General features: G+C 59.4%; 19 protein-coding genes and 2 pseudogenes. 11 read left to right on the top strand and 10 right to left on the bottom strand.

Translation table 11 applies throughout. From position 1 onward, the window contains the following. Positions 1 to 61: 61 nt before the first annotated feature. Positions 62 to 652, bottom strand: a complete 591-nt coding sequence (locus EOS_RS02285) for a phosphatase PAP2 family protein (protein WP_047844986.1) — start codon at positions 650 to 652, stop codon at positions 62 to 64. A gap of 106 nt (positions 653 to 758) precedes the next feature. Continuing rightward, a complete protein-coding gene (locus EOS_RS02280) occupies positions 759 to 1,769 on the bottom strand; it encodes a GlxA family transcriptional regulator (protein WP_047844990.1) in 1,011 nt (336 codons plus the stop codon). A gap of 436 nt (positions 1,770 to 2,205) precedes the next feature. Here EOS_RS02280 and galU point away from each other — a divergent pair, with 436 nt between their 5' ends. Beyond that, positions 2,206 to 3,138: a UTP--glucose-1-phosphate uridylyltransferase GalU gene (galU, locus tag EOS_RS02275; RefSeq protein WP_047844985.1), complete on the top strand. Its 933-nt coding sequence runs from the start codon at positions 2,206 to 2,208 to the stop codon at positions 3,136 to 3,138. A gap of 244 nt (positions 3,139 to 3,382) precedes the next feature. On the opposite strand, the gene EOS_RS02270 is transcribed toward galU, so the two are convergent. The 3 genes and pseudogenes from EOS_RS02270 to EOS_RS44075 form a co-directional block, all read right to left on the bottom strand. Next, complete coding sequence (locus EOS_RS02270) at positions 3,383 to 3,835, bottom strand: GDP-mannose mannosyl hydrolase (RefSeq protein WP_047844989.1); 453 nt, start codon at positions 3,833 to 3,835, stop codon at positions 3,383 to 3,385. A gap of 102 nt (positions 3,836 to 3,937) precedes the next feature. Then, complete coding sequence (locus EOS_RS46920) at positions 3,938 to 4,078, bottom strand: hypothetical protein (RefSeq protein ID WP_160312457.1); 141 nt, start codon at positions 4,076 to 4,078, stop codon at positions 3,938 to 3,940. A gap of 1,176 nt (positions 4,079 to 5,254) precedes the next feature. Further along, positions 5,255 to 5,485, bottom strand: a pseudogene (locus EOS_RS44075) (hypothetical protein); the annotation flags it as partial. Between the two features lie 813 nt (positions 5,486 to 6,298). Here EOS_RS44075 and EOS_RS02260 point away from each other — a divergent pair. The 10 genes from EOS_RS02260 (at position 6,299) to EOS_RS02220 (ending at position 13,485) form a co-directional block, all read left to right on the top strand. After that, positions 6,299 to 6,886, top strand: coding sequence for a TetR/AcrR family transcriptional regulator (locus tag EOS_RS02260; protein ID WP_047844988.1), 588 nt, complete (start codon positions 6,299 to 6,301; stop codon positions 6,884 to 6,886). A gap of 231 nt (positions 6,887 to 7,117) precedes the next feature. After that, positions 7,118 to 7,732 (top strand): hypothetical protein, encoded by a 615-nt coding sequence (locus tag EOS_RS02255; protein ID WP_047844987.1) that lies wholly within the window; start codon positions 7,118 to 7,120, stop codon positions 7,730 to 7,732. A gap of 157 nt (positions 7,733 to 7,889) precedes the next feature. After that, complete coding sequence (gene fliE, locus EOS_RS02250; protein ID WP_047844983.1) at positions 7,890 to 8,228, top strand: flagellar hook-basal body complex protein FliE; 339 nt, start codon at positions 7,890 to 7,892, stop codon at positions 8,226 to 8,228. A 137-nt stretch (positions 8,229 to 8,365) separates the two neighbouring features. Then, positions 8,366 to 8,956 carry a hypothetical protein gene (locus EOS_RS02245; protein ID WP_047844982.1) on the top strand — a complete coding sequence of 197 codons (591 nt, stop codon included), beginning with the start codon at positions 8,366 to 8,368 and terminating at the stop codon, positions 8,954 to 8,956. Between the two features lie 74 nt (positions 8,957 to 9,030). Then, positions 9,031 to 9,630, top strand: coding sequence for an alpha/beta fold hydrolase (locus tag EOS_RS47715; protein ID WP_200908600.1), 600 nt, complete (start codon positions 9,031 to 9,033; stop codon positions 9,628 to 9,630). Positions 9,631 to 9,635: 5 nt separating this feature from the next. Then, complete coding sequence (locus EOS_RS47710) at positions 9,636 to 9,938, top strand: alpha/beta fold hydrolase (RefSeq protein WP_200908599.1); 303 nt, start codon at positions 9,636 to 9,638, stop codon at positions 9,936 to 9,938. A 318-nt stretch (positions 9,939 to 10,256) separates the two neighbouring features. Then, positions 10,257 to 10,820, top strand: a complete 564-nt coding sequence (locus EOS_RS02235; RefSeq protein ID WP_087881865.1) for a GNAT family N-acetyltransferase — start codon at positions 10,257 to 10,259, stop codon at positions 10,818 to 10,820. 505 nt (positions 10,821 to 11,325) lie between these two features. Continuing rightward, positions 11,326 to 11,970 (top strand): helix-turn-helix domain-containing protein, encoded by a 645-nt coding sequence (locus EOS_RS02230; protein ID WP_235442678.1) that lies wholly within the window; start codon positions 11,326 to 11,328, stop codon positions 11,968 to 11,970. An 89-nt stretch (positions 11,971 to 12,059) separates the two neighbouring features. After that, positions 12,060 to 12,437 (top strand): cupin domain-containing protein, encoded by a 378-nt coding sequence (locus EOS_RS02225; protein ID WP_235442677.1) that lies wholly within the window; start codon positions 12,060 to 12,062, stop codon positions 12,435 to 12,437. Positions 12,438 to 12,681: 244 nt separating this feature from the next. Further along, positions 12,682 to 13,485, top strand: a complete 804-nt coding sequence (locus EOS_RS02220) for a phosphodiesterase (RefSeq protein ID WP_047844978.1) — start codon at positions 12,682 to 12,684, stop codon at positions 13,483 to 13,485. 638 nt (positions 13,486 to 14,123) lie between these two features. On the opposite strand, the pseudogene EOS_RS02215 reads toward EOS_RS02220, so the two are convergent. The 5 genes and pseudogenes from EOS_RS02215 to EOS_RS02190 all read right to left on the bottom strand — a co-directional run. Next, positions 14,124 to 14,520: pseudogene (locus tag EOS_RS02215) on the bottom strand (nuclear transport factor 2 family protein). A 315-nt stretch (positions 14,521 to 14,835) separates the two neighbouring features. Further along, the gene (locus EOS_RS02205) at positions 14,836 to 15,456 is read right to left on the bottom strand and encodes an NADPH-dependent F420 reductase (protein ID WP_047844976.1); all 621 of its coding nucleotides are present in this window, start codon (positions 15,454 to 15,456) and stop codon (positions 14,836 to 14,838) included. Positions 15,457 to 15,622: 166 nt separating this feature from the next. Beyond that, positions 15,623 to 16,564 carry an SDR family oxidoreductase gene (locus EOS_RS02200; RefSeq protein ID WP_047844975.1) on the bottom strand — a complete coding sequence of 314 codons (942 nt, stop codon included), beginning with the start codon at positions 16,562 to 16,564 and terminating at the stop codon, positions 15,623 to 15,625. Between the two features lie 184 nt (positions 16,565 to 16,748). Then, complete coding sequence (locus tag EOS_RS02195) at positions 16,749 to 17,708, bottom strand: SDR family oxidoreductase (protein ID WP_047844974.1); 960 nt, start codon at positions 17,706 to 17,708, stop codon at positions 16,749 to 16,751. A 52-nt stretch (positions 17,709 to 17,760) separates the two neighbouring features. Continuing rightward, positions 17,761 to 18,213: NADPH-dependent F420 reductase (locus EOS_RS02190; RefSeq protein WP_047844973.1), on the bottom strand; the 453-nt coding region annotated here is incomplete at its 5' end.

Genomic DNA, 18,213 nt, shown 5'->3' with positions numbered 1-18,213 from the left:
TTCTAAGAGGGGTTTTCGCTCGCGCCAGCAAACCAGCTCCGGCGCGAGCGCCCCCCGGAAATCAGAAATCAAACCACCGGCACAACCACGGTGAGTACGCCACGAGCATCTGCTGAATCGGCGCGTGATGCCCATAGGCAATGGTCGACACCGCAAGCAAACCCAGCCCTGCAAAGATCGATCCGGGCATCTTGCGCGGCTGTTTGAAAAAGCGCCGCAGGAAAAACAGGGCAATACCGCCACCCAGAAACCACCCAGCCACCACTTCAATCGGCGTATGTGCGTCCTGCACGACTCGGCAGAAGCCGATCAGCGCACCCAGTCCCAACCCGGCCGCGGCGCCCAGCCGATACCACCTCACGCTCCTGCTTCCCGCAAGCAAACCGAACGTCACGCCCCACACCGCCGATGTCAGCATGGTGTGGCCGCTGATCACGCGGAAATCGAGCGAGCGAATTTCAACGCCGCAACCCGCGTAGAGGATCTTGTTCACGCCGACCAGTACCAACGCGCCCAGCAACGTGCCAATCCAGACCAGCGCTTCACGCTTGTCAGTCGTGCTCAGCCACAACGCACATCCGGCCGCAACGGGAATGGTTATACCCGCATCGCCGAAATTGGTGATCCAACTTAAAACCGTCGTACTCGTCATACGCCCCCCGAAAAGCGCGCGCTTAGCCGCGACCAGGATCGTCGCCGCCGCGCTTGTTGCGCTGTGCCTAACGCTGCTGCTGCACGCCGCTACCTTCGTAACGCCATCACTCCTCTGCGGCTTTCCTGCGCCCGGCCAGCCGGTATTCGGTCGGCGAAATGGACAAGCGTTTGCGGAATATTTTAGCTAAGCCGTCGCCGCTGCCGGCGCCGCATCGACGCGCGATCTTGTCGACGGGAAGATCGGTTGCGGCGAGCAGCATGCAACTCGCATCCAGCCGCGCCCGCAACAAATACTCCGAGGGCGTCAATCCGATCTGCGCCTTGAAGCGCCGCAGGAAATTGCGCTCGCTCATTGCCGCCACGCGCGCGGCATCGGCAATCGAAATCGGCCGAATGTAATTTTCGCGCATCCATCGCGCCGCCGCGTCGATCTTCTGGCGCACGCCGCCCACATCGGTATCGTCGAGCACGGCGGACAGCTTCGGCCACGCACCCGGAATGGAACGCTCCGATACTTCCCGCGCCACCGCCGGCCCGTAATCGCGCTTGATGATCGACAACGCTGCCGCGATCGGACCCTTGGGATCGTCGAGCGTCAGCGTCTGCTCGGCGATGAACAGCGAACTCGTCAAGGCGGACGCCGCCGCCGGGTCTTCGAAGTCGGGCGCGCGGTTCTGCAGTGAAAGGTTGGCGGCCGCGAGGATCTGCGAGCCTTCACCAATTGCCTTCACAAACGATATCTTCGGCGCAACCCGGCTCAGCCGCCTGAGCAACTGCGTATCCAGTTTCGCGCGCTGCGCGCCTTCCCCGCCCGCGATGAAGAGGGCGTCGCAATCGCTCATCCAGCGCGTGTCGAGACTCTCGGTCCAGATGCGCATGGAGCAACTGCTGGCAACGCTGCCGCCGTCGCTCGACAAGAACAGCAATGCGTAATCCGGTGCCGCGCCCGACTTGACGGCGGCGGAATCGGATATCGCGTAAATCTCGTTGGCGAGCGAAAACACTTCCGATATCGAACTGACCTCGACCAGCGAGAAGTCCTCGAATATCAGAATGCCGATCCGCTTGGGCGCGGCCTTCCCTTCCTGTAGGGCTTCATGCATGGCTTCTTGCATCGCTTCGTCTGCTGACCCCGGTCCTGAATCGTGCGCGTCGTGCGCGGCGCCCGATGCGGCTTCATGCGCGGGTCCGTGCCTGTTCGAGCGGGATGCATCGTGCGCCGACGCGGAATCCGCAGTCGGTAATCGCACGATCTGCAGCCGGCTCATACCATTGGCGTATCCCATCAACTGTCTCCGTTGCCGGTGCGAGCGGCGGGGATTGATCTCGTATGCGTCGCACTATACGCGGCGCCATTGAAGCGTCATGGCAGTCGTCTGAAAAGAACGAGATGTTGGCAGATGGTTTCGATATTCAAGTAATAAGCTGACCCTCAGTGAAGAATAAAACCGTCACAGGTCTCTGCAACGCATCGCACGAGGCGTTCAAAAGGCCGCATTGACTAGAAATCCTGGCCCGTTATCGAGCGCCGGACAAAACAAGGGGTCGGACATGCTCAAGGTACGCAAGGCGGTGTTTCCCGTTGCAGGACTCGGCACGCGCTTTCTTCCTGCGACCAAGGCAAGTCCGAAAGAAATGCTGCCCATCGTCGATAAACCGCTGATCCAGCATGCGGTGGAAGAGGCGGTCGCGGCGGGCATCACGGAAATGATCTTCGTCACGGGCCGCGGCAAACGTGCGATTGAAGACCACTTCGATAAGTCATACGAAATTGAATCCGAGCTCGAGGCACGCGGCAAACACGCGCTGCTCGACCTCGTGCGCAACATCAAACCGTCGCACGTCAACTGTGTCTATGTGCGCCAGGCGGAGCCGCTCGGACTTGGCCATGCGGTGCTGTGCGCGGAAAAGCTGATCGACGACGAACCCTTCGCCGTCCTGCTCGCCGACGATCTGCTTGATGGCGAGCCGCCGGTGATGGCGCAGATGGTGGAGGTCTTCAACCGCTATCACTCGTCGGTGCTGGGCGTGGAAGAGATCGATCCGAGCGAGTCGGGTTCGTATGGCGTGATCGAGGGCCGGCAGTGGGATGAACGGCTCTTCAAGATGGCGCGTGTGGTGGAGAAGCCCGAACCGGCGCTGGCGCCTTCCAATCTTGGCGTGGTCGGCCGCTATGTGCTGATGCCGCGCATCTTCCAGCATCTGCGCACGCAGAAGCCTGGTGCGGGCGGCGAGATCCAGCTGACCGATGCGATCCAGGCGTTACTGGCCCACGAACAGGTGCTGGCTTACCGATACAAAGGCAAACGCTTCGATTGCGGCAGCAAGCTTGGTTATCTGAAGGCCACTGTGGAGTTTGCGTTGCGCCATCCGGAAGTTGCGAAGCCATTTGAAGCTTACTTGCGCGCGTTTCTCGCGAGCCGCAACAGCGTGCCGGTGACGAGCGACGAACCGCTCGACGAGACGCCAGAATTGATCGGCTGATTTCGTGGGCGGTTCCATGAGCATGAATCGATGGATGCGCCGGACCGGTGTTAGCTGCAGACACGTCCGGCGACCAAGCTGAACAGGGTTTGAATTGCAGCATGAACCGTGTTGTAAGTAGCGCTAGCCCCCCGGTGTGCGCTATGGTCTTTAGCCCGCCATGAGCGGGCTTTTTTTCGCTCAACATGTGCAAAAGCGGCTCACTGAGCCGCTTTTCAGGCCTCTTATAGAGCCGCAATGTGCTTCAACGGAAGTACGCCTTTGCGTTCGGGTGCACGTCGTCGCGGGCCAGCACTTCGCCCGGCATCAGCCAGGCATAGTCGCTGTGCTGATCGAAGCGGCCGATAGGCACCGACCCGCTCAGCATGATCGAATAAGCGAGCGCGACATAATGCGTGGCGATGTCCGGGACGCCTGCGAAGTTGTCGTCGTAGTAGTGCTCGAACACGCCGAACAGACGCGACGACGAGCGTTGTACGCTGGCTATGCCCAATTCGTCGCGGACCACGCGCGTGAACGCCGTGTCGAGCGTTTCACCTTTGCGGACCCGGCCGCCCGGCACGAACCACATGTTCTGCGCGGGCCGGTTGCGACGTTGTCCCAGCAACACGCGGCGGTTGCCATCGGTCACGATCAGGTCGATGGACACAAGCGGCGTGAGGCGAATGGCATGGAGGAAATCCGCGTCATCGAGGATCGCGGATTCGCTGGGCGGCGGCGCTTTCTTGAGCAGCTCGGCCTGTTGCGCGGTAGCGGCAACTGACGAAAATGAGGAGAGATCTGTCACGCTCGTGGTACCTCAGTCATGGTCATCGTTATTGAATAAGCGTGCGGCGGCGTGGCCTATGAAAAGCACCACGAGGGCGATCAGCGCGCAAACTGCCAACCCACCGCCGAGCATTGCGACGGCGATGATTGCCGTCCAGCGCAGGCCGTCCATGATGGTTCCGAGTGTGCTTTCGATCGCTGTGTTTCCGGCCAGACACGCAATGTTTGCCTGACCCCGTTCACTGCGTCGGCATTTTATGCAGATGAATCAGTTTAGCGCGGGGTCATCGTTGCCGTATCGGCTTTGAACTGGCTTATTACGCCGAAAGATCGCGTTTGGAAGCCAATCGAAGGAATAGTCCTTGAGCAGCCTTACAAGTGCCTCAAACGCAGGAAGAAAGCGAGGCAGGAAGAAAGCGGCTGCTGCTTTACAAGGTAGGCGTGCTTCGATCGTGCGGCCAGTCAGGCTTCGTCTTCGCAGTGTGGTCGTGGACCTTCTGAGGCGGGCAAGCGCTCAGCACGCTCAGGCAGCCGAGTATCGAGGTGAAAAGCAGGCTGCCTGCGGATGCGGTGGCATGCCCTTGTTCATGTTGATTCATGGCGATTGCAGCGGTCTTCGCCACTGCCCTAAAAATTGTATTGCACAACGATGTGCGCCTTGGCACGAACGAACGCGCCAAGGCGTAACTGCATGTGCGGATCAGATGACTCAAGCGGGTCTCGGGCAAGTGATGCCATACCTTCTGCCGTCGTCATGGATCGCGAATGTAAAGTGTGCGGAAAGTCGAGTCTGCCGGAACTTTCGCAAAAATCCGATGAGGTCTTGAAACGCTGTGAAGATGAAAGAGGTGCTGCTTGAGCGGCAATTTAAGACGTTTTTTCGGGAAGAGCGGCACCGGCGGATCAGCACATGCCACGGAAAGTGATATATCCCTCTAGCTCTGCCGCGTTAAATGAAAAAACCCGACGCACGTGAGCGAAGTCCACAAGGCCTCGTTGTCGCAGATGGATGATGGATTCGCTGTCAGACGGTCGCGACTGATCCCATGTCGCCGGTCAGCGACAGGCAAGAACCGGCCAGGAGCGGCCGGTCGACAACGCCACCTAGATCGTCGACAGTCGCCCTCGATTGTCGCGGCTAACACTTAATCGGAGAGCTCGGCGTTGCTGCGCGGTCGTTTTCGAAACTCTTTGTTCCAGTCAGAACGTTTGTGTATCTCCATGTGATCCATACACGGAGCAGCCGAATCCTGCTCTCGTGGCGACCTGACGATTCGGCGCGGCAGGTCCGGCCCGGTGTCGCGCGAGATCGGCCAAGCCGAATATGGCCGGCCCCGGCCGCAGCATGCTATGCGCAGCGATCCGACAGTTCCGGTCCCCGCGCGCGGTCGATATCGGGACTTCGGTATGCCCTTTCCGGTATTTCAGCGAGTCTGGACGTATGCACCTGTCCGCTGAGCTCGTAGAACTTCTGGAAGCTCATGATCAATGGCGACCACTTGTCCGGATCGATGTGATTGGCGTGACCTTCCATGAGCAGATCGGGATGGACGTGTACGCGCTGGATCCGCACTTCGATCAAACTGAGGAAAGCCCTCGGCTTCGCCCATAGGTACTTCGTCCCAAAAGTATGCTTAGGGAGGACGAGGTCCATCAGATTGACGAGACGGGTGAAAAGACAAAACGGCGCGGTGGCATCGTGCGCTCCGTCTATAGGCTTTGCTGTAATCGGCGACGAGGGAAGCAGTGGCATCCGCACCCGCGAAGTAACGATGGAACTCCGTTTGCATCAGCCGCCGCCGCTCCACGTAGCCAAGGTAGTCCGTGATGTTCATTGTTTTGCCGCGCGACATCCGCTTTTCGATTTCCGGGTCGACGAGGCTGTTTTTCTTCTCGTTTAAATGGCCGTAACGGTCCCAGACCTCCGCAGTCGTAAAGTTGGCACCGAGGTTCGCATATGTTTTGGGGAGCGAGGTAGGGGCTTCTCTCACGGACGGCACCCATCGTTTTCAGTTCATCGAGTGTCTCCTTGAACCGCTTGAGGATTCCGGGTTCCGCAACCTTCAGGTTATTTATAACCCGAGACAGGTACATTACGCTGTCAGGCGTGTGGCCGTAGATCGGTCAAGCCGGTCGTAAGCTCGACCCTTGACCTTTACGAGCGGATATTGCGTCACATAGTCGGCAATCACCGGCTGGACGCGCTCGCGCCCGATAACCCCCCAGTACGCTGACAACGAGGCGGCCCTTGAGCAGCACAGCTCCATCCCGCTGCCCGTGGCTGGCTTAAATTCGGATTAACAAGGCACCGGCTCCGTGTGGGATGTAGCGCCAAGAAAGAGTAACGAAGAGATACGCTTGACTCCATCCAACTAGTTGGTATCATATGGTCATGAAATCTGATTATTCTCCAAAGGCGACGGAAGTTATCCAATGCGCGCGGGCACTGTTAGCCGCGGGCGGATACACGAGCTTTAGCTATGCCGACATTGCGGACACGGTACGCATCACCAAGGCAAGCATTCACGGTCACTTTGCGACCAAGGCAGACCTCGTGCGAGTCGTCGTCACTCTTTATCGGCAGGAAGCACTGGCTGGCATGGCGGCGCTTGACGCTCAGATTAACGATCCGCTTGACCAGTTACGGGCTTACATAGCGTTCTGGACAACGTGTCTCAAGGACCGCACGTCGTCCTATTGCATCTGCGCAATGCTTGCAGCGGAACTGCCCACGTTGCCGCCGCTTGTTGCTGACGAAGTGCGCGGCCATTTTCAGGACTTGACGAATTGGCTCGCTGCAGTCATGGACAAAGGTTTAAAGGCTGGCAGTTTCAGCTTGCAAACCGACCCGAAATCGGAAGCGATGGCATTCATGGCTGTTGTTCACGGCGCCATGCTCGCTGCGCGTGCGTACGGTGACGCCCAGATATTTGCGGCCATCATGGACCCCGCTTTGAGGCATCTCGCTCCACGGGCTTGACGGCGTGGCCGCAAGGAAACTTCTTGACTGATGACGGTGGAAACTAAGTTTGAATTATCTTTATGCTGCGGCGTTGACCGCGGTGCGATAGCTTTTATCTAAGTTTGGATTATGTTTAGGAACACGTAGTGTTTGATGTAAACATTTAAAGATCCCTGCACAAGCAGGTTTATAACCGGGACAACAAAGTCCTTAATTTTTAGAATACGATTAGGAGTACAAATGGCATCGATTTCTAGCAAGATAAAAGCATGTGTGACTGCCGCTGCCTTTATGATGACTGGCGTCGCGTTCGCACAAGCACCAGACGCCAAGCCCACTCGTATCCGGGGCGATATTGTCTCTGCGTCTGATGACACGATCACCATACATCGCCGCAGCGGCGACACGGTGACCGTCGACATCAAGAAAGAAACGCCCGTCGCGGCGCTGAGGAATATCGGACTTGCCGATATCAAGCCAGGATCGTTTGTTGGCACCGCCGCCACGACGGGAACCGACGGAAAATTGACCGCGACCGAAGTGCTGGTGTTTCCTGAAGCTTTGCGTGGCGCGGGCGAGGGGCATTATGCCTATGACCTGTCGCCAGACAGCACGATGACAAACGCAAACGTCGATCAGGTTGTGACAGGAACGAGCGGTCATGATCTCAAGCTTTCTTACAAGGGCGGAAGTAACACCATTACCGTGCCCGAAGGCGTTCCTGTCGTTGCGTTGGCACCCGCTACGCACGCTGACCTGGTTGCAGGAAAGAAGATATTCGTCCTTGCGGCTCCGGTGAAGGGGTCCGAGTTCAAAGGCTTGCAGGTGGTCGTCGAAAAAGATGGAGTTGTCCCGCCGATGTGACGAGCCGTTGCTCACAACGGGTTGCCAAGGCAATTGTTTTGGCGACCTGCATCAAAGCGCGGGAATCGCCGTATGTCTCTACTGCATCTCTCAACCCGCTTCGTTCTGGAGCACTGAGTATCCAGTCTTGGCCAAAAGCATGCAAGGAGCCGGATCGATGAGTGCCATCACGCCCATTGCAAATGCGTTGCAACAGATCGACGCGATCGATGCCCCGAAAATCAGTGATCCGCTTCCCGTTGCGGTCATCAACGACGGCGGGGTTGCGTTCGTCTCTGAGTTTGGCCAGATGCTGAAGCAATCGCTGCAAAAGATCAGCACCGCTCAGGCGTCCGTCGGACACGCGTATGCCGCGTTCGAGATGGGTGCGCCAAACGTCTCGATAAGCAACGTCATCATCGACGGCGCGAAAGCAAGGATCGCATTCCAGGAATCGCTCGAGATCCGTAACAGGATGGTCAGCGCTTATTCGACGATCACGCAGATGCCCCTTTAGAGAAGTCTTGTCGGATAGCTTTGGCGAAAAGGCAGGTGATGTCGATCTTTCTCGGAACATATCGTTAAGCGAACAGATCATATCTCCCGTGAACGAGCTTGTCGTCTAGTCCAGTCGGCTTAACCGGAGCAACACTCATGCAGCACTCATCTTCTAGAATTGACCTGGTTGCACCTGGCAGCGCCTGGTTAAAGACTTACTATTTCGTCCGGGCGGCGGTCTCGATCCTCTGGATCGCCCTGGCGGTTCTGGTTGGAAAGACATCTGTGCCCATCGCGGCAATCCTGATCATCCTGTATCCGGTCTGGGACGCATTCGCCAATTTCGTGGATGCCCGGAAGAACGGCGGCATCAAAGCCAACTTCAGCCAGGCATTTAATTGTGCGGTTAGCCTCATCACGGCCGCTTGCATTGCCTATGCCCTTGGCATCGGCATGAAGCCGGTGCTATTCGTATTCGGCGTCTGGGCGATCCTCGCCGGCGCCTTCCAACTCGTCACCGGCGTTCGTCGCTGGAAATCCTACGGTGCGCAATGGGTCATGATCCTGAGCGGCGGGCAGTCAGTGCTTGTAGGCGGTCACTTCTTCAAGAACGCGGTCGCCTTGCCGCCTCCCGGTATTGAGGCGATCGTCCCCTACGCAGCCCTTGGCGCATTCTATTTTCTGCTCTCCGCTATCTGGCTGACCGTAAAGGACGCGCGCAAGCGCTCCGCGCATGCCGCCGGCTAGGCATCGGCCGTTCGCCATCGGTTCGGCCCGGAGACACTATGCAAAACACTTCGATACCCGAGGGCAAGGCGACTGTGACCACGGCCTGGGTGAAGGCAAACGGACTGACGTTCGAGGTCGCGCAGGCGGGTGCGGGCGATCATCTCGCGTTGTGCCTGCATGGTTTCCCAGAGCTCAATTACAGCTGGCGATACCAAATGTCGACGCTTGCAAAAAAGGGGTATCGCGTCTGGGCGCCCAATCAGCGAGGCTATGGCGGATCGACGAAACCGGTGGGGATCGAGAACTACACGGTAGACAAGATTGTCGCTGACGCTGCTGCACTTTTCGACGCCAGCGGCGCCTCTCGGTTAACGATCATTGGGCACGACTGGGGCGGGGTGATAGCCTGGCTCTTCGCAATCAATAAGGTCCGCCCGATCGAGTGGCTGGTCGTGATGAACCTGCCTCACCCGCACTGCTTCGCGGCTGCGTTAAGACACTGGCCGCAGCGGTTGAGAAGCTGGTACATCGCAGCCGTACAACTGCCTTGGCTGCCCGAATGGTGGTTAGCGCGGAATGATGCGATTGCGATTCGCCAAGCTTTTCACAGAATGGCGATCGATAAGTCGCGTTTCCCGGACGACGTACTTGAGAAGTCTACGCCGCCGCTGCGCGAAAGCCTGGCGCTCTGACGGCGATGCTCAACTGGTATCGCGCGGCGGTACGCTATCGCGACCGGATGGTGATCGCCAACGATGACCGCGTCGATGTGCCCGTTCTCATGATCAGGGGTGAGCAGGACAGCGCACTCGGCCTGGAAGCGCTCGAGGGTACGGATCGCTACGTAGCGGACCTGACCGTTTGTCGTCTAGCGAGAGTTTCCCATTGGGTGCAGCAGGAAGCGCCCGAGGCCGTGAGCGCGATCCTTGCCGAGTGGTTTCCCGCAACGCGCGGGAGCGGGACAAGCTGCAGATCGCCAAACGTTGCCGCGCGAAGTTGAAAAATGAAGATTTCTCGCTGACCTAAAACTGACATTGGTTTAATTGTCACCGCGCGGCAAATAGCGGTGTTGTCGTAGAGCGCATTAAAACCGTCAACGTTGCGACAATAAATGTGTCAACTCGCGATCACGTTCCGGCCCAGCCTTACTGGGAAAGGTTTTCCAGACGCGAAATAATTGTGTCACTGGCAAAGGTCGGTCCGGCGGTAGCGGTGGCCGGCAGTAAGGTCTAAGTCCGGCCACTTTGAGACGTTCGACCTCTTGGCTGGAATCGGTAACAATCTGCGAAAGTCGACCGAACGGACACCCGTGCCCCACATGCACGGAACGTGGCCGCTTAACATAGTCAACCCATCCAAATCTTGCAAATTCTCTTCGAATAGAACGCCCATGATTATTCGGCCTGCCGACGCTACGGACCTCGACTCCCTTCACAGCCTTCGTAACCACTACATTTGCAATTCGTACGCGACCTTCGACGAGGAGTTGATGTCGAAAGAGGCGGTGAACGCATGGATGGGCTCATTCAGTCGCTCGGGCCCACACCGACTGTACGTGGCAACCGACGCAGGGAGATTGCTTGGATTCGCTGGAAGCCAACAATATCGCAATCATCCAGCCTTCCGCAAAACGATCGAAACGAGTATCTATGTCGCTCCGGGAGCGGTAGGTCGCGGCATCGGATCGGCATTGTATGAAAACCTCTTCAAGGAACTGTCGGGAGAGGACTTACATCGTGCCGTCGTTGGCATTGCCCTACCGAATGACGCCTCAGTACGAATGCATCGGAAAACGGGTTTCACTGAAGTCGGGACGTTTGCCGAGTACGCTATCAAGCATGATAGCTACGTGAGTTCGGTTTGGATGCAGCGCGCGCTTTGACGAGTCCTCTCGTGGTCGCCCGTCACGATAACGACCGTACGATACGTGCCGATCGGGGCGACATTCGAGCGCCCGGCGGCGTCCGCTTTTGAGAAGCGGGAAGTGCCGTAGCGGGTCGCGTGCTGCCGACCGCAGACCTGCATCGTTCATATTGCCTAGGCCCTTTGCATGAGGCAGTACGCGGCCCTAAGGGAACCAACGAGATTTCGTGCCGAATGACTAAAGGTCATCATGTTGCTGCCCGTTAAACGGTTCCACGGACGCGTGTAAAATCGACCTCTGACGTCTCTTCTGGAGCGGTCTCATGCTAAGAGTACTTGAACCAGGTGACTACTTCGGCACACCCACCCAGCGATATCGCGATGACGGTATCTCGATTGTGGAAACTGATTTCGCAACCGACTTGGTCATCCCTCAGCACGAACATGTCAATCCCTTTTTCTGTTTTGTGCTGGACGGTCGCGGCACACGCTCTTGGCCCGCACGCCATGGCAATAATGGGCCCATGTCACTGACACTTTTCCCTGCTGGCCTGCCGCATGAAAATTGCTGGTACGGGGCTGGCGGAAAAGCACTCCACGTCGAGTTTTCATCCCTGTGGTTGCAACGGCTTGGCGGCCGGACCCGGATTCTCGATTGTCCAAATGACTTTGTCGGCGGTACACCGGTATCGCTCGTGCGGCGTCTGGTCCGCGAATGCCGTGAGCAGGATTCGGCCACGTCGCTGGCGGTTGAAGGCCTCGTACTGGAGCTTCTGGCTGCCTGCGAGCGATCGGGAGGGTCCACGGCGGCCACGGTGACCGGTTCGCGCCGATGGCTCGCTCGCGTGGAAGCGTTACTGCTCGAACGCTTTCATGAGGCGCTGACGTTGGACGAGATTGCCGCCGACATCCATGTCTCCGCGGACCACCTCACGCGGGAGTTCCGCAAGCATTTTGGCGTTACCGTAGGAGAGTATGTGCGCCAAATCAGGGTCGATTTCGCCTGCGCGCAATTGGCTAGCGGGCGCCAGTCGCTTGCAGCCATCGCGGAGGCTGCCGGGTTCGCCGACCAGAGTCATTTCACGCGTGTCTTTCGGCGCAGGATGGGCGTGACACCAGCCGTATACCGCTCACAGTTGCGCGGAGATCGCTCCTGTTCCAAAGATTGACTCTCCGGTACAAGACCGACTGAGTCGTTACAGCCTAAAGTTGCTCGCACGTTCCAGGAACGCGCTCTCTCACCTTCATGGAGACTGATGTGAGCACTGAAGCCTTTCCGTATTTGACGCGTCTTGACATTCTCTACGCCACCGGCGAAGTCATAGACGTTCGGGCCCTCGTCGCGGCAAATAGTCATCCTTGGTACAACCAGACGCTATGCCGGGTGAATCAGTCGGTGGTCCGGCTGGGTGTCGTGCAGGGTGAATATCATTGGCACAAGCACGACGCCGAGGACGAATTTTTCTATGTCGTCAGCGGCCACTTTCTGATCGACCTGGAAGATCGCGTCATCGATTTGCAGCCAGGACAGGGGTTCGTCGTGCACAAAGGTTTACTGCATCGTCCTCGCGCACCTGAGAAGACGGTGATCCTGATGGTGGAGAACGCGGGGATTGTTCCGACCGGCGACGCATGACGTAGCGATCGTCTACAAGGGGCCGACATTCGGCCGTTCGCGGTCTTCATGGCAATGGCGCCTGCGGGTCCAGCCTGCATGAGCAGGCATCCCATCGGCGTAGTGCCAAAGCCGCGGCGTGGTCGCGCGCAAGACAAACCCCAGGCGAGTGCCCGCTCCGGCCTCAAAAGATTTTTGGCCATTTAATCTTGCCGTGATGTCGAGGTCTCCAAAGAAGGGCGTAACCGACAAATCGGGGATATCAGTGACAGTGATCGCGCAGGTTTCAGACATTCATGTTCGGCCACGAGGCCTGCTCTATCAAAATCTCGTCGACTCCAATGCGATGTTCGCGCGCGCGGTCGAGGCGCTCAACCGTCTGGATCCTGCGCCTCAGCTCGTCCTGATCACTGGTGATCTCACGGACGAGGGGTTGCCCGAAGAATATGAAATGCTGCGCGAATTGCTGGCGCCATTAAGGCATACGTATGCCGTGATGCCCGGTAATCACGATGATCGCGGACGTTTGCGCGAAGCCTTCGGCGACCAGCCGTGGCTACCTCGCGAGGGCGAGCTTCACTTTGGCATCGACGTCGGCGCGGTGCGGGTCCTCGCACTCGACACAACGGTACCCGGCCTCCACCATGGCGAACTGAGTCCCGTTTCGCTCGCCTGGCTCGAACGGGAGCTCGCTGCAAACGCGCACGGACGGGTCGTCATTGCGATGCATCATCCGCCGTTCGTCACAGGCATACCATATCTCGATCTGTATGGGCTGCGAGACGTCGGCGCTTTCATCGAGCTCGTGTCCCGATACGCCAACATCGACCGCATCGTCGCGGGACACGTTCACCGTTCGATGCAGACGCGCATCGGATCTGTGCCGGTCTTGACGTGCCCCAGCACGACGACGCAGATCGCGTTGCGCCTCGAGCCGGATGCCGAACCCGCGTCGTATCTCGAACCGCCCGCCTTCATGCTACATCGCTGGGGAGCCGCCCACACGGGCAGCGCGGTATCGCATCTCTGCTATATCGGACACTTCGAAGGGCCACTGCCGTTTGCGTAAGCTTGACGAAATCGCCGACAGCCTGCGGGCGCTCGGCAAGCACGTACGGACCTGTGCCGTGTAGATACTTGTGTCCGCCGGAACGACAAGAACATCGCGACAGGACGGACTCGCATTCGGTGACGGGCTCAAGGACAACGTTGCTTCGGCACGAAGACACGGTGACATGGCCGTTGACGGATTCAGATCGGGCGTTCGCTGCGATGTCGTGAACAGCGGCAACGCGTCGACATGAGCCGACCGCGGAAGACAGAGTGCGGCCAGTTCCGGTCAGTCGACCGGCGAAGGAGTCGGACATTCGAAGGTCCGCTGCACGCAGCTAAGCGACGTTCAGTCCGTGATTTTGTTCGTTGGGTCAATTGCCGCTATCGATGCCTTGGCGCTCGCCTGGCGGAAGACAGCTGTTAGTCGCGCGAGGACGTTAGCGTGACGGTATCAAGGTGACCAATAAGGGCATCAATGAAGGCGCGGGCCTTTCCTGACATGCTGCGGCGTGTCGGATACAGCGCGTGAAGCTCGATGGGTTCGCGTCTCAATGAGGTAAGTACCCGCACTAACGTGCCTGCCTGCGACTTCCACATACTCAGTTCGACCCAACTGATTGACTATTGTTGTTAGATTCATCGCTAGCTTCAGCTTTAAAGATCGGAGGCGCGCGCCAGTGCAAGCGTGTCGATATACATCCCGGATGTCCGTCACTTTGCCATTTCGAACGGTAATGGCGAAGACCCAATCGTCCTCGAACGTCCTATTCGTGGCTTTGACTCTGCCCGTGGCGAAGCCGACGACCAGAACCCGGTCGCCCTGCGCTACGAATTCATGGGGCTCTGGGAATGAAGTTTCCACCATTTCGGAAGCCTTCTGAAGCAAATCCGCCAATCCCGCGTGTCCGCGGTGCGTGCCGGCCAGCGGCCACTCGCCCGGAATGATCCACTCAATGTCTTCGGCAGAAATCGCCAGCAGACCTTGCTTATCGCCGCGGCCCATTGCTGCAAAAAAATCCTTCACAATCTGGACATTCTCTTGCGTGCTCATCGAAATTTCTCCATTTCTGTTACATCGGATTGTGTCCGACCCAGTCGGATACGATCGAAATAAACTCGCGACTGGAGCAAGGGAGGGAACGATCGCTTCCCTGAAGTCGGACGGTCTCTACTCCCTTGACCTGCCGCAGGATTTCCAGGCCAAGCCACAGCGTGTAGCTCCCACGCTCTTCGGCACGATTTCATGTGGTCGAAAAGCCGCCGTCGATAAACAACTCTACTGGAATGGGTTGATGAGAACGACGTAAGAGATGACTTGCTCCCAATGGGGTTGTGGATCTGCCGGTGAGGACGTAGCGTCGGTGATTCAGCCGATCTCGACGTTCAAGGCGATATCCCAGGTGCCGGCGCCGTTTTTCGCCAGGCCGATCATCATCAGACCGAGCGCCTCGAGCGTCGAGGCCATGTGCAGGCCACCGACATCCAACGGACGCAGTCCGAGACTCTCGATGAAGGTCGAGACGCGCGCCTTGGCCTCCGCATCGTCGGCTGCGATGAACGCGTCGAGGCGTCCGTTCTTGGCAAGTACGTGGCCAAAGACGGTGTTGAACGCCTTTACGACGTGCGCGGTGGCGGGAAGACCCTTGGCGATCTCCTGCGCGCCGGAACTGCCGTGCGGGGTGACGAGGCCGGAAAGGTCCGGGGCGACCGGATTGGTGATGTCGATGATCACCTTGCCTTCGAGCGCGTCTCCGTAATCGGCCACTACCGCCGCCGCACTGCCGTACGGCACGGCGAGGATCACGATATCGCCTGTCGGCGCGGCGGCGTAAGTCCCCGTGGTCGCTCCCGCTGAGAGCTTATCGGCCAGCGCCCGCGCTTTGGCTGGGTCGCGGCTCAGGACCTCGACGGTATGTCCTGCCTTGGCGATACGGCCGGCGACCGCCGTGGCCATGCCTCCTGCGCCAATGATGCTAATAGTGCTCATGTAAAATATCCTTCTGAGTTGGGGTATGCCCGTAATCTGTACGAGGCTTTCGCCCATAATGTTTTCCGTGTGCGCCGAGCCACTTGCGTCACCCTCCTACCACTCCGAGAGGATAGTGTCTTGGTCGGGCTCGGCGCGATGCGGGAGTCCCTGCCGTCCGCTTAGCTCAGCTGGCAGGGAAGTAGTGACCATTGTCCATATCGGCAAACAGGCCGGGCTGCGTTGGTGTCCAGCCGAGCGTCTGGCGCGTGATGGCATTCGACGCCGGGGTATCCAGCGTGACCAGATTCACAAGGAACCCGAAATACCCCGGCAGCATCAGCACGTCCGCGGGAATGGGCACGGCGGGCAGCTTCAAGCGACTGCCGATGGCCTCGGCGATCTCGCGGTACGGAATGCTCTCGTCTGCAACCGCGTGCCAGCTTCTGCCGGCGGCGCCCTTCTCAAGCGCCAGGCGGAACACGGTGGCGAGGTCGCGGGTGTGCACGGCGGCCCACCTGTTCGCACCGTCTCCGGGGTAACCGACGACACCCTTTTCCTTCGCCAGCCCGATCAGCAGCGGAAGGAAGCCGGCATTATCGGTCGTGCTGTGCATGATTTCAGGAATCCGAACGACCGAAGACCGCACGCCTTTTTCGGCGAGGCCGATTACAGTGGTTTCCACGATGTTACGAACCCGCAGGGTGTACTTGTATGGATCGCCGCCGGGAAGAGGCGGATCCTCCTCGGTGGCCGGCCGACCCAGGTTTTCCCAGCCGGGCGAGCCGATGCTTCCCGATGAGACCAGCGGCTTTCCGGTTCCGGCCAGCGCCTCGCCATATGCGAGCATGATCTGAAGCTCCGCTTCGGCCACGGCGTTGATCCCGCCGACCGGAATCAGGTCTTGCCGGTGTGCGACATGGATGACACCGTCGGAGGCGGCGGCCGCTTCTTTAAGACCGTCAAGATCCTCGAGGCTACCGAGACGCGCCTTCGCACCGAGTGCGGACACCGCAGCCGCCGCCTTGTCTGAACGAGCCAGGGCGGTGACCTCATGGCCGGCGGCGATGAGGTCGGAGATGATGTACGGACCGGAATGGCCGGTGCCGCCAGTGACGAATACGTGCATGTTAGGGCTCCTGTTGATGATGTGATGCGAGAAGTGATGATGAGAAGTTCTGCAAGTGCGCTCAGCCGGGAAGGCTGGCACCGAGTGTGAAGGTGACGGGTTTTGTAAAATTCATGGGCAGTTCAGTCATGACTTTGGGTATGACGGCCGGGTGCTTTGCTACCGGCTCCCTGCCGTCGGCTTGTCAGCCGGCAGGGAAGTAATGACCGTTGTCCAGGTCCGCGATCAGGCCGGGCTGAGTGGGCTCCCAGCCGAGGACCTGGCGCGTGACGGCGCTGGACGCCGCGAGGTCCAGCGTCACCACCGCCGTCAGGAACCCGAAATAGCCTGGCAGCATCAATTCGTCAGCGGGAATGCTCACGGCGGGCAGGCCCAGGCGGGCGGCAATGGCCTCCGCTATCTCGCGGAACCGGATACCCTCATCGGCGACCGCATGCCAGGTCCTGCCGGCAGGTGCTTTTTCGAGCGCCAGGCGAAACAAGGAGGCCAGATCGCTGGTGTGCACCGCGGGCCACCGGTTTTCGCCGTCGCCGGGGTAGCCGGCGAAGCCCTTCGTTTTCGCGAGCCCGATCAGTTGCAGGCGCCCGGTCGAACTGTGCACCAAGGTAGGAATTCGCACGACCGAAGAGCGCACGCCCTTCTCCGCGAGCCCGACTACAGCAGTCTCCACGATGTTGCGAGCCACCAGCGTGCCCGCGTCCGTGGGTCCACAAGGAAGGGCCGGGTCATCCTCGGTCGCCGGCCGGCCGAGGCTGGATGGTGCGAGAAGCGGGGCTGCCCGCCCCAGGTTCGTGGGCGCGCCGATGCTCCCCGCCGCGACGAGTGGCTTTCCGGTGCCAGCCAACGCCTCGCCGAACGCGAGCACGATCGACAGCTCCGAGGCGCCTAAGGCAGTGATCCCGCCGGACGAAAGCAGTTCGGCCCTGTACCCGAGGTGGATGACGCCGTCGGACTCCGCCGCCGCCGCCTTCAGACCGTCAAGGTCGGCAAGGTTTCCACGTCGTACCCTGGCGCCGAGCGCAGACACCGCCGCCGCGGACTTGTCCGACCTGGCTAAGCCGGTTACCTCGTGGCCGGCGGCGATGAGCTCGGGGATGATGTACGAACCGACCTGGCCGGTTCCGCCAGTGACGAAGACGTGCATGTGAGTGTTCCTTATGAGTGATGTGATGCGGGAAGCGGTGGTACCGGTGCACTCAGCCGAGAAGGCTGACGCCGATTGAGAAGTTGGTGTGCTTGACGGAGTGGATGAGGAGGCCCAGCGACAGCAGGCAGGCGTGCTCCAGTGTCCTCGCCATGGACAGCGGCCCGGTATCCATTGGACGCAGTCCGAGGCTCTCGATGAACGCCGAGACGCGTGCTTTCGCCTGCGCGTCGTCCCCGGCGATGAACACGTCCAATGGGTGGCCCTCGGCGGGACCGGCAGCCAGGACGTGGGAGAACTGGGTGTTGAACGCCTTGACGACTTTCGCATCGACAGGGGCGGCCTTGGCGATCTCCTGCGCGCCGAAACTGTCGCCAGGGGTCACGAAGCTCGTGTGGTCGGAGGCGACGGGGTTGGTGATGTCGACAAGAGCCTTGCCTGCCAGCTCTTCGCCGTATTGCTCCACCACGTCAAGAACGGCGGAGTAGGGAACCGCCAGGATGAC

Origin of the sequence: Caballeronia mineralivorans PML1(12), assembly GCF_001028175.1 — a bacterium.
Classification (GTDB): Bacteria; Pseudomonadota; Gammaproteobacteria; order Burkholderiales; family Burkholderiaceae; genus Caballeronia; species Caballeronia mineralivorans.
The sequence above is the reverse complement of the archived record's forward strand: the minus strand, read 5'-3'. Positions and strand labels throughout refer to the sequence as shown.

Bases quoted from the DNA above. Each gene is read 5' to 3' on its own strand.
- EOS_RS02285 (WP_047844986.1), bottom strand. From the start codon at position 652: ATGACGAGTACGACGGTTTTAAGTTGGATCACCAATTTCGGCGATGCG.
- EOS_RS02280 (WP_047844990.1), bottom strand. From the start codon at position 1,769: ATGCAAGAAGCCATGCATGAAGCCCTACAGGAAGGGAAGGCCGCGCCC.
- galU (WP_047844985.1), top strand. From the start codon at position 2,206: ATGCTCAAGGTACGCAAGGCGGTGTTTCCCGTTGCAGGACTCGGCACG.
- EOS_RS46920 (WP_160312457.1), bottom strand. From the start codon at position 4,078: ATGGACGGCCTGCGCTGGACGGCAATCATCGCCGTCGCAATGCTCGGC.
- EOS_RS02260 (WP_047844988.1), top strand. From the start codon at position 6,299: ATGAAATCTGATTATTCTCCAAAGGCGACGGAAGTTATCCAATGCGCG.
- fliE (WP_047844983.1), top strand. From the start codon at position 7,890: ATGAGTGCCATCACGCCCATTGCAAATGCGTTGCAACAGATCGACGCG.
- EOS_RS02245 (WP_047844982.1), top strand. From the start codon at position 8,366: ATGCAGCACTCATCTTCTAGAATTGACCTGGTTGCACCTGGCAGCGCC.
- EOS_RS47710 (WP_200908599.1), top strand. From the start codon at position 9,636: ATGCTCAACTGGTATCGCGCGGCGGTACGCTATCGCGACCGGATGGTG.
- EOS_RS02235 (WP_087881865.1), top strand. From the start codon at position 10,257: ATGCACGGAACGTGGCCGCTTAACATAGTCAACCCATCCAAATCTTGC.
- EOS_RS02230 (WP_235442678.1), top strand. From the start codon at position 11,326: ATGTCACTGACACTTTTCCCTGCTGGCCTGCCGCATGAAAATTGCTGG.
- EOS_RS02205 (WP_047844976.1), bottom strand. From the start codon at position 15,456: ATGAGCACTATTAGCATCATTGGCGCAGGAGGCATGGCCACGGCGGTC.
- EOS_RS02200 (WP_047844975.1), bottom strand. From the start codon at position 16,564: ATGCACGTATTCGTCACTGGCGGCACCGGCCATTCCGGTCCGTACATC.
- EOS_RS02195 (WP_047844974.1), bottom strand. From the start codon at position 17,708: ATGCACGTCTTCGTCACTGGCGGAACCGGCCAGGTCGGTTCGTACATC.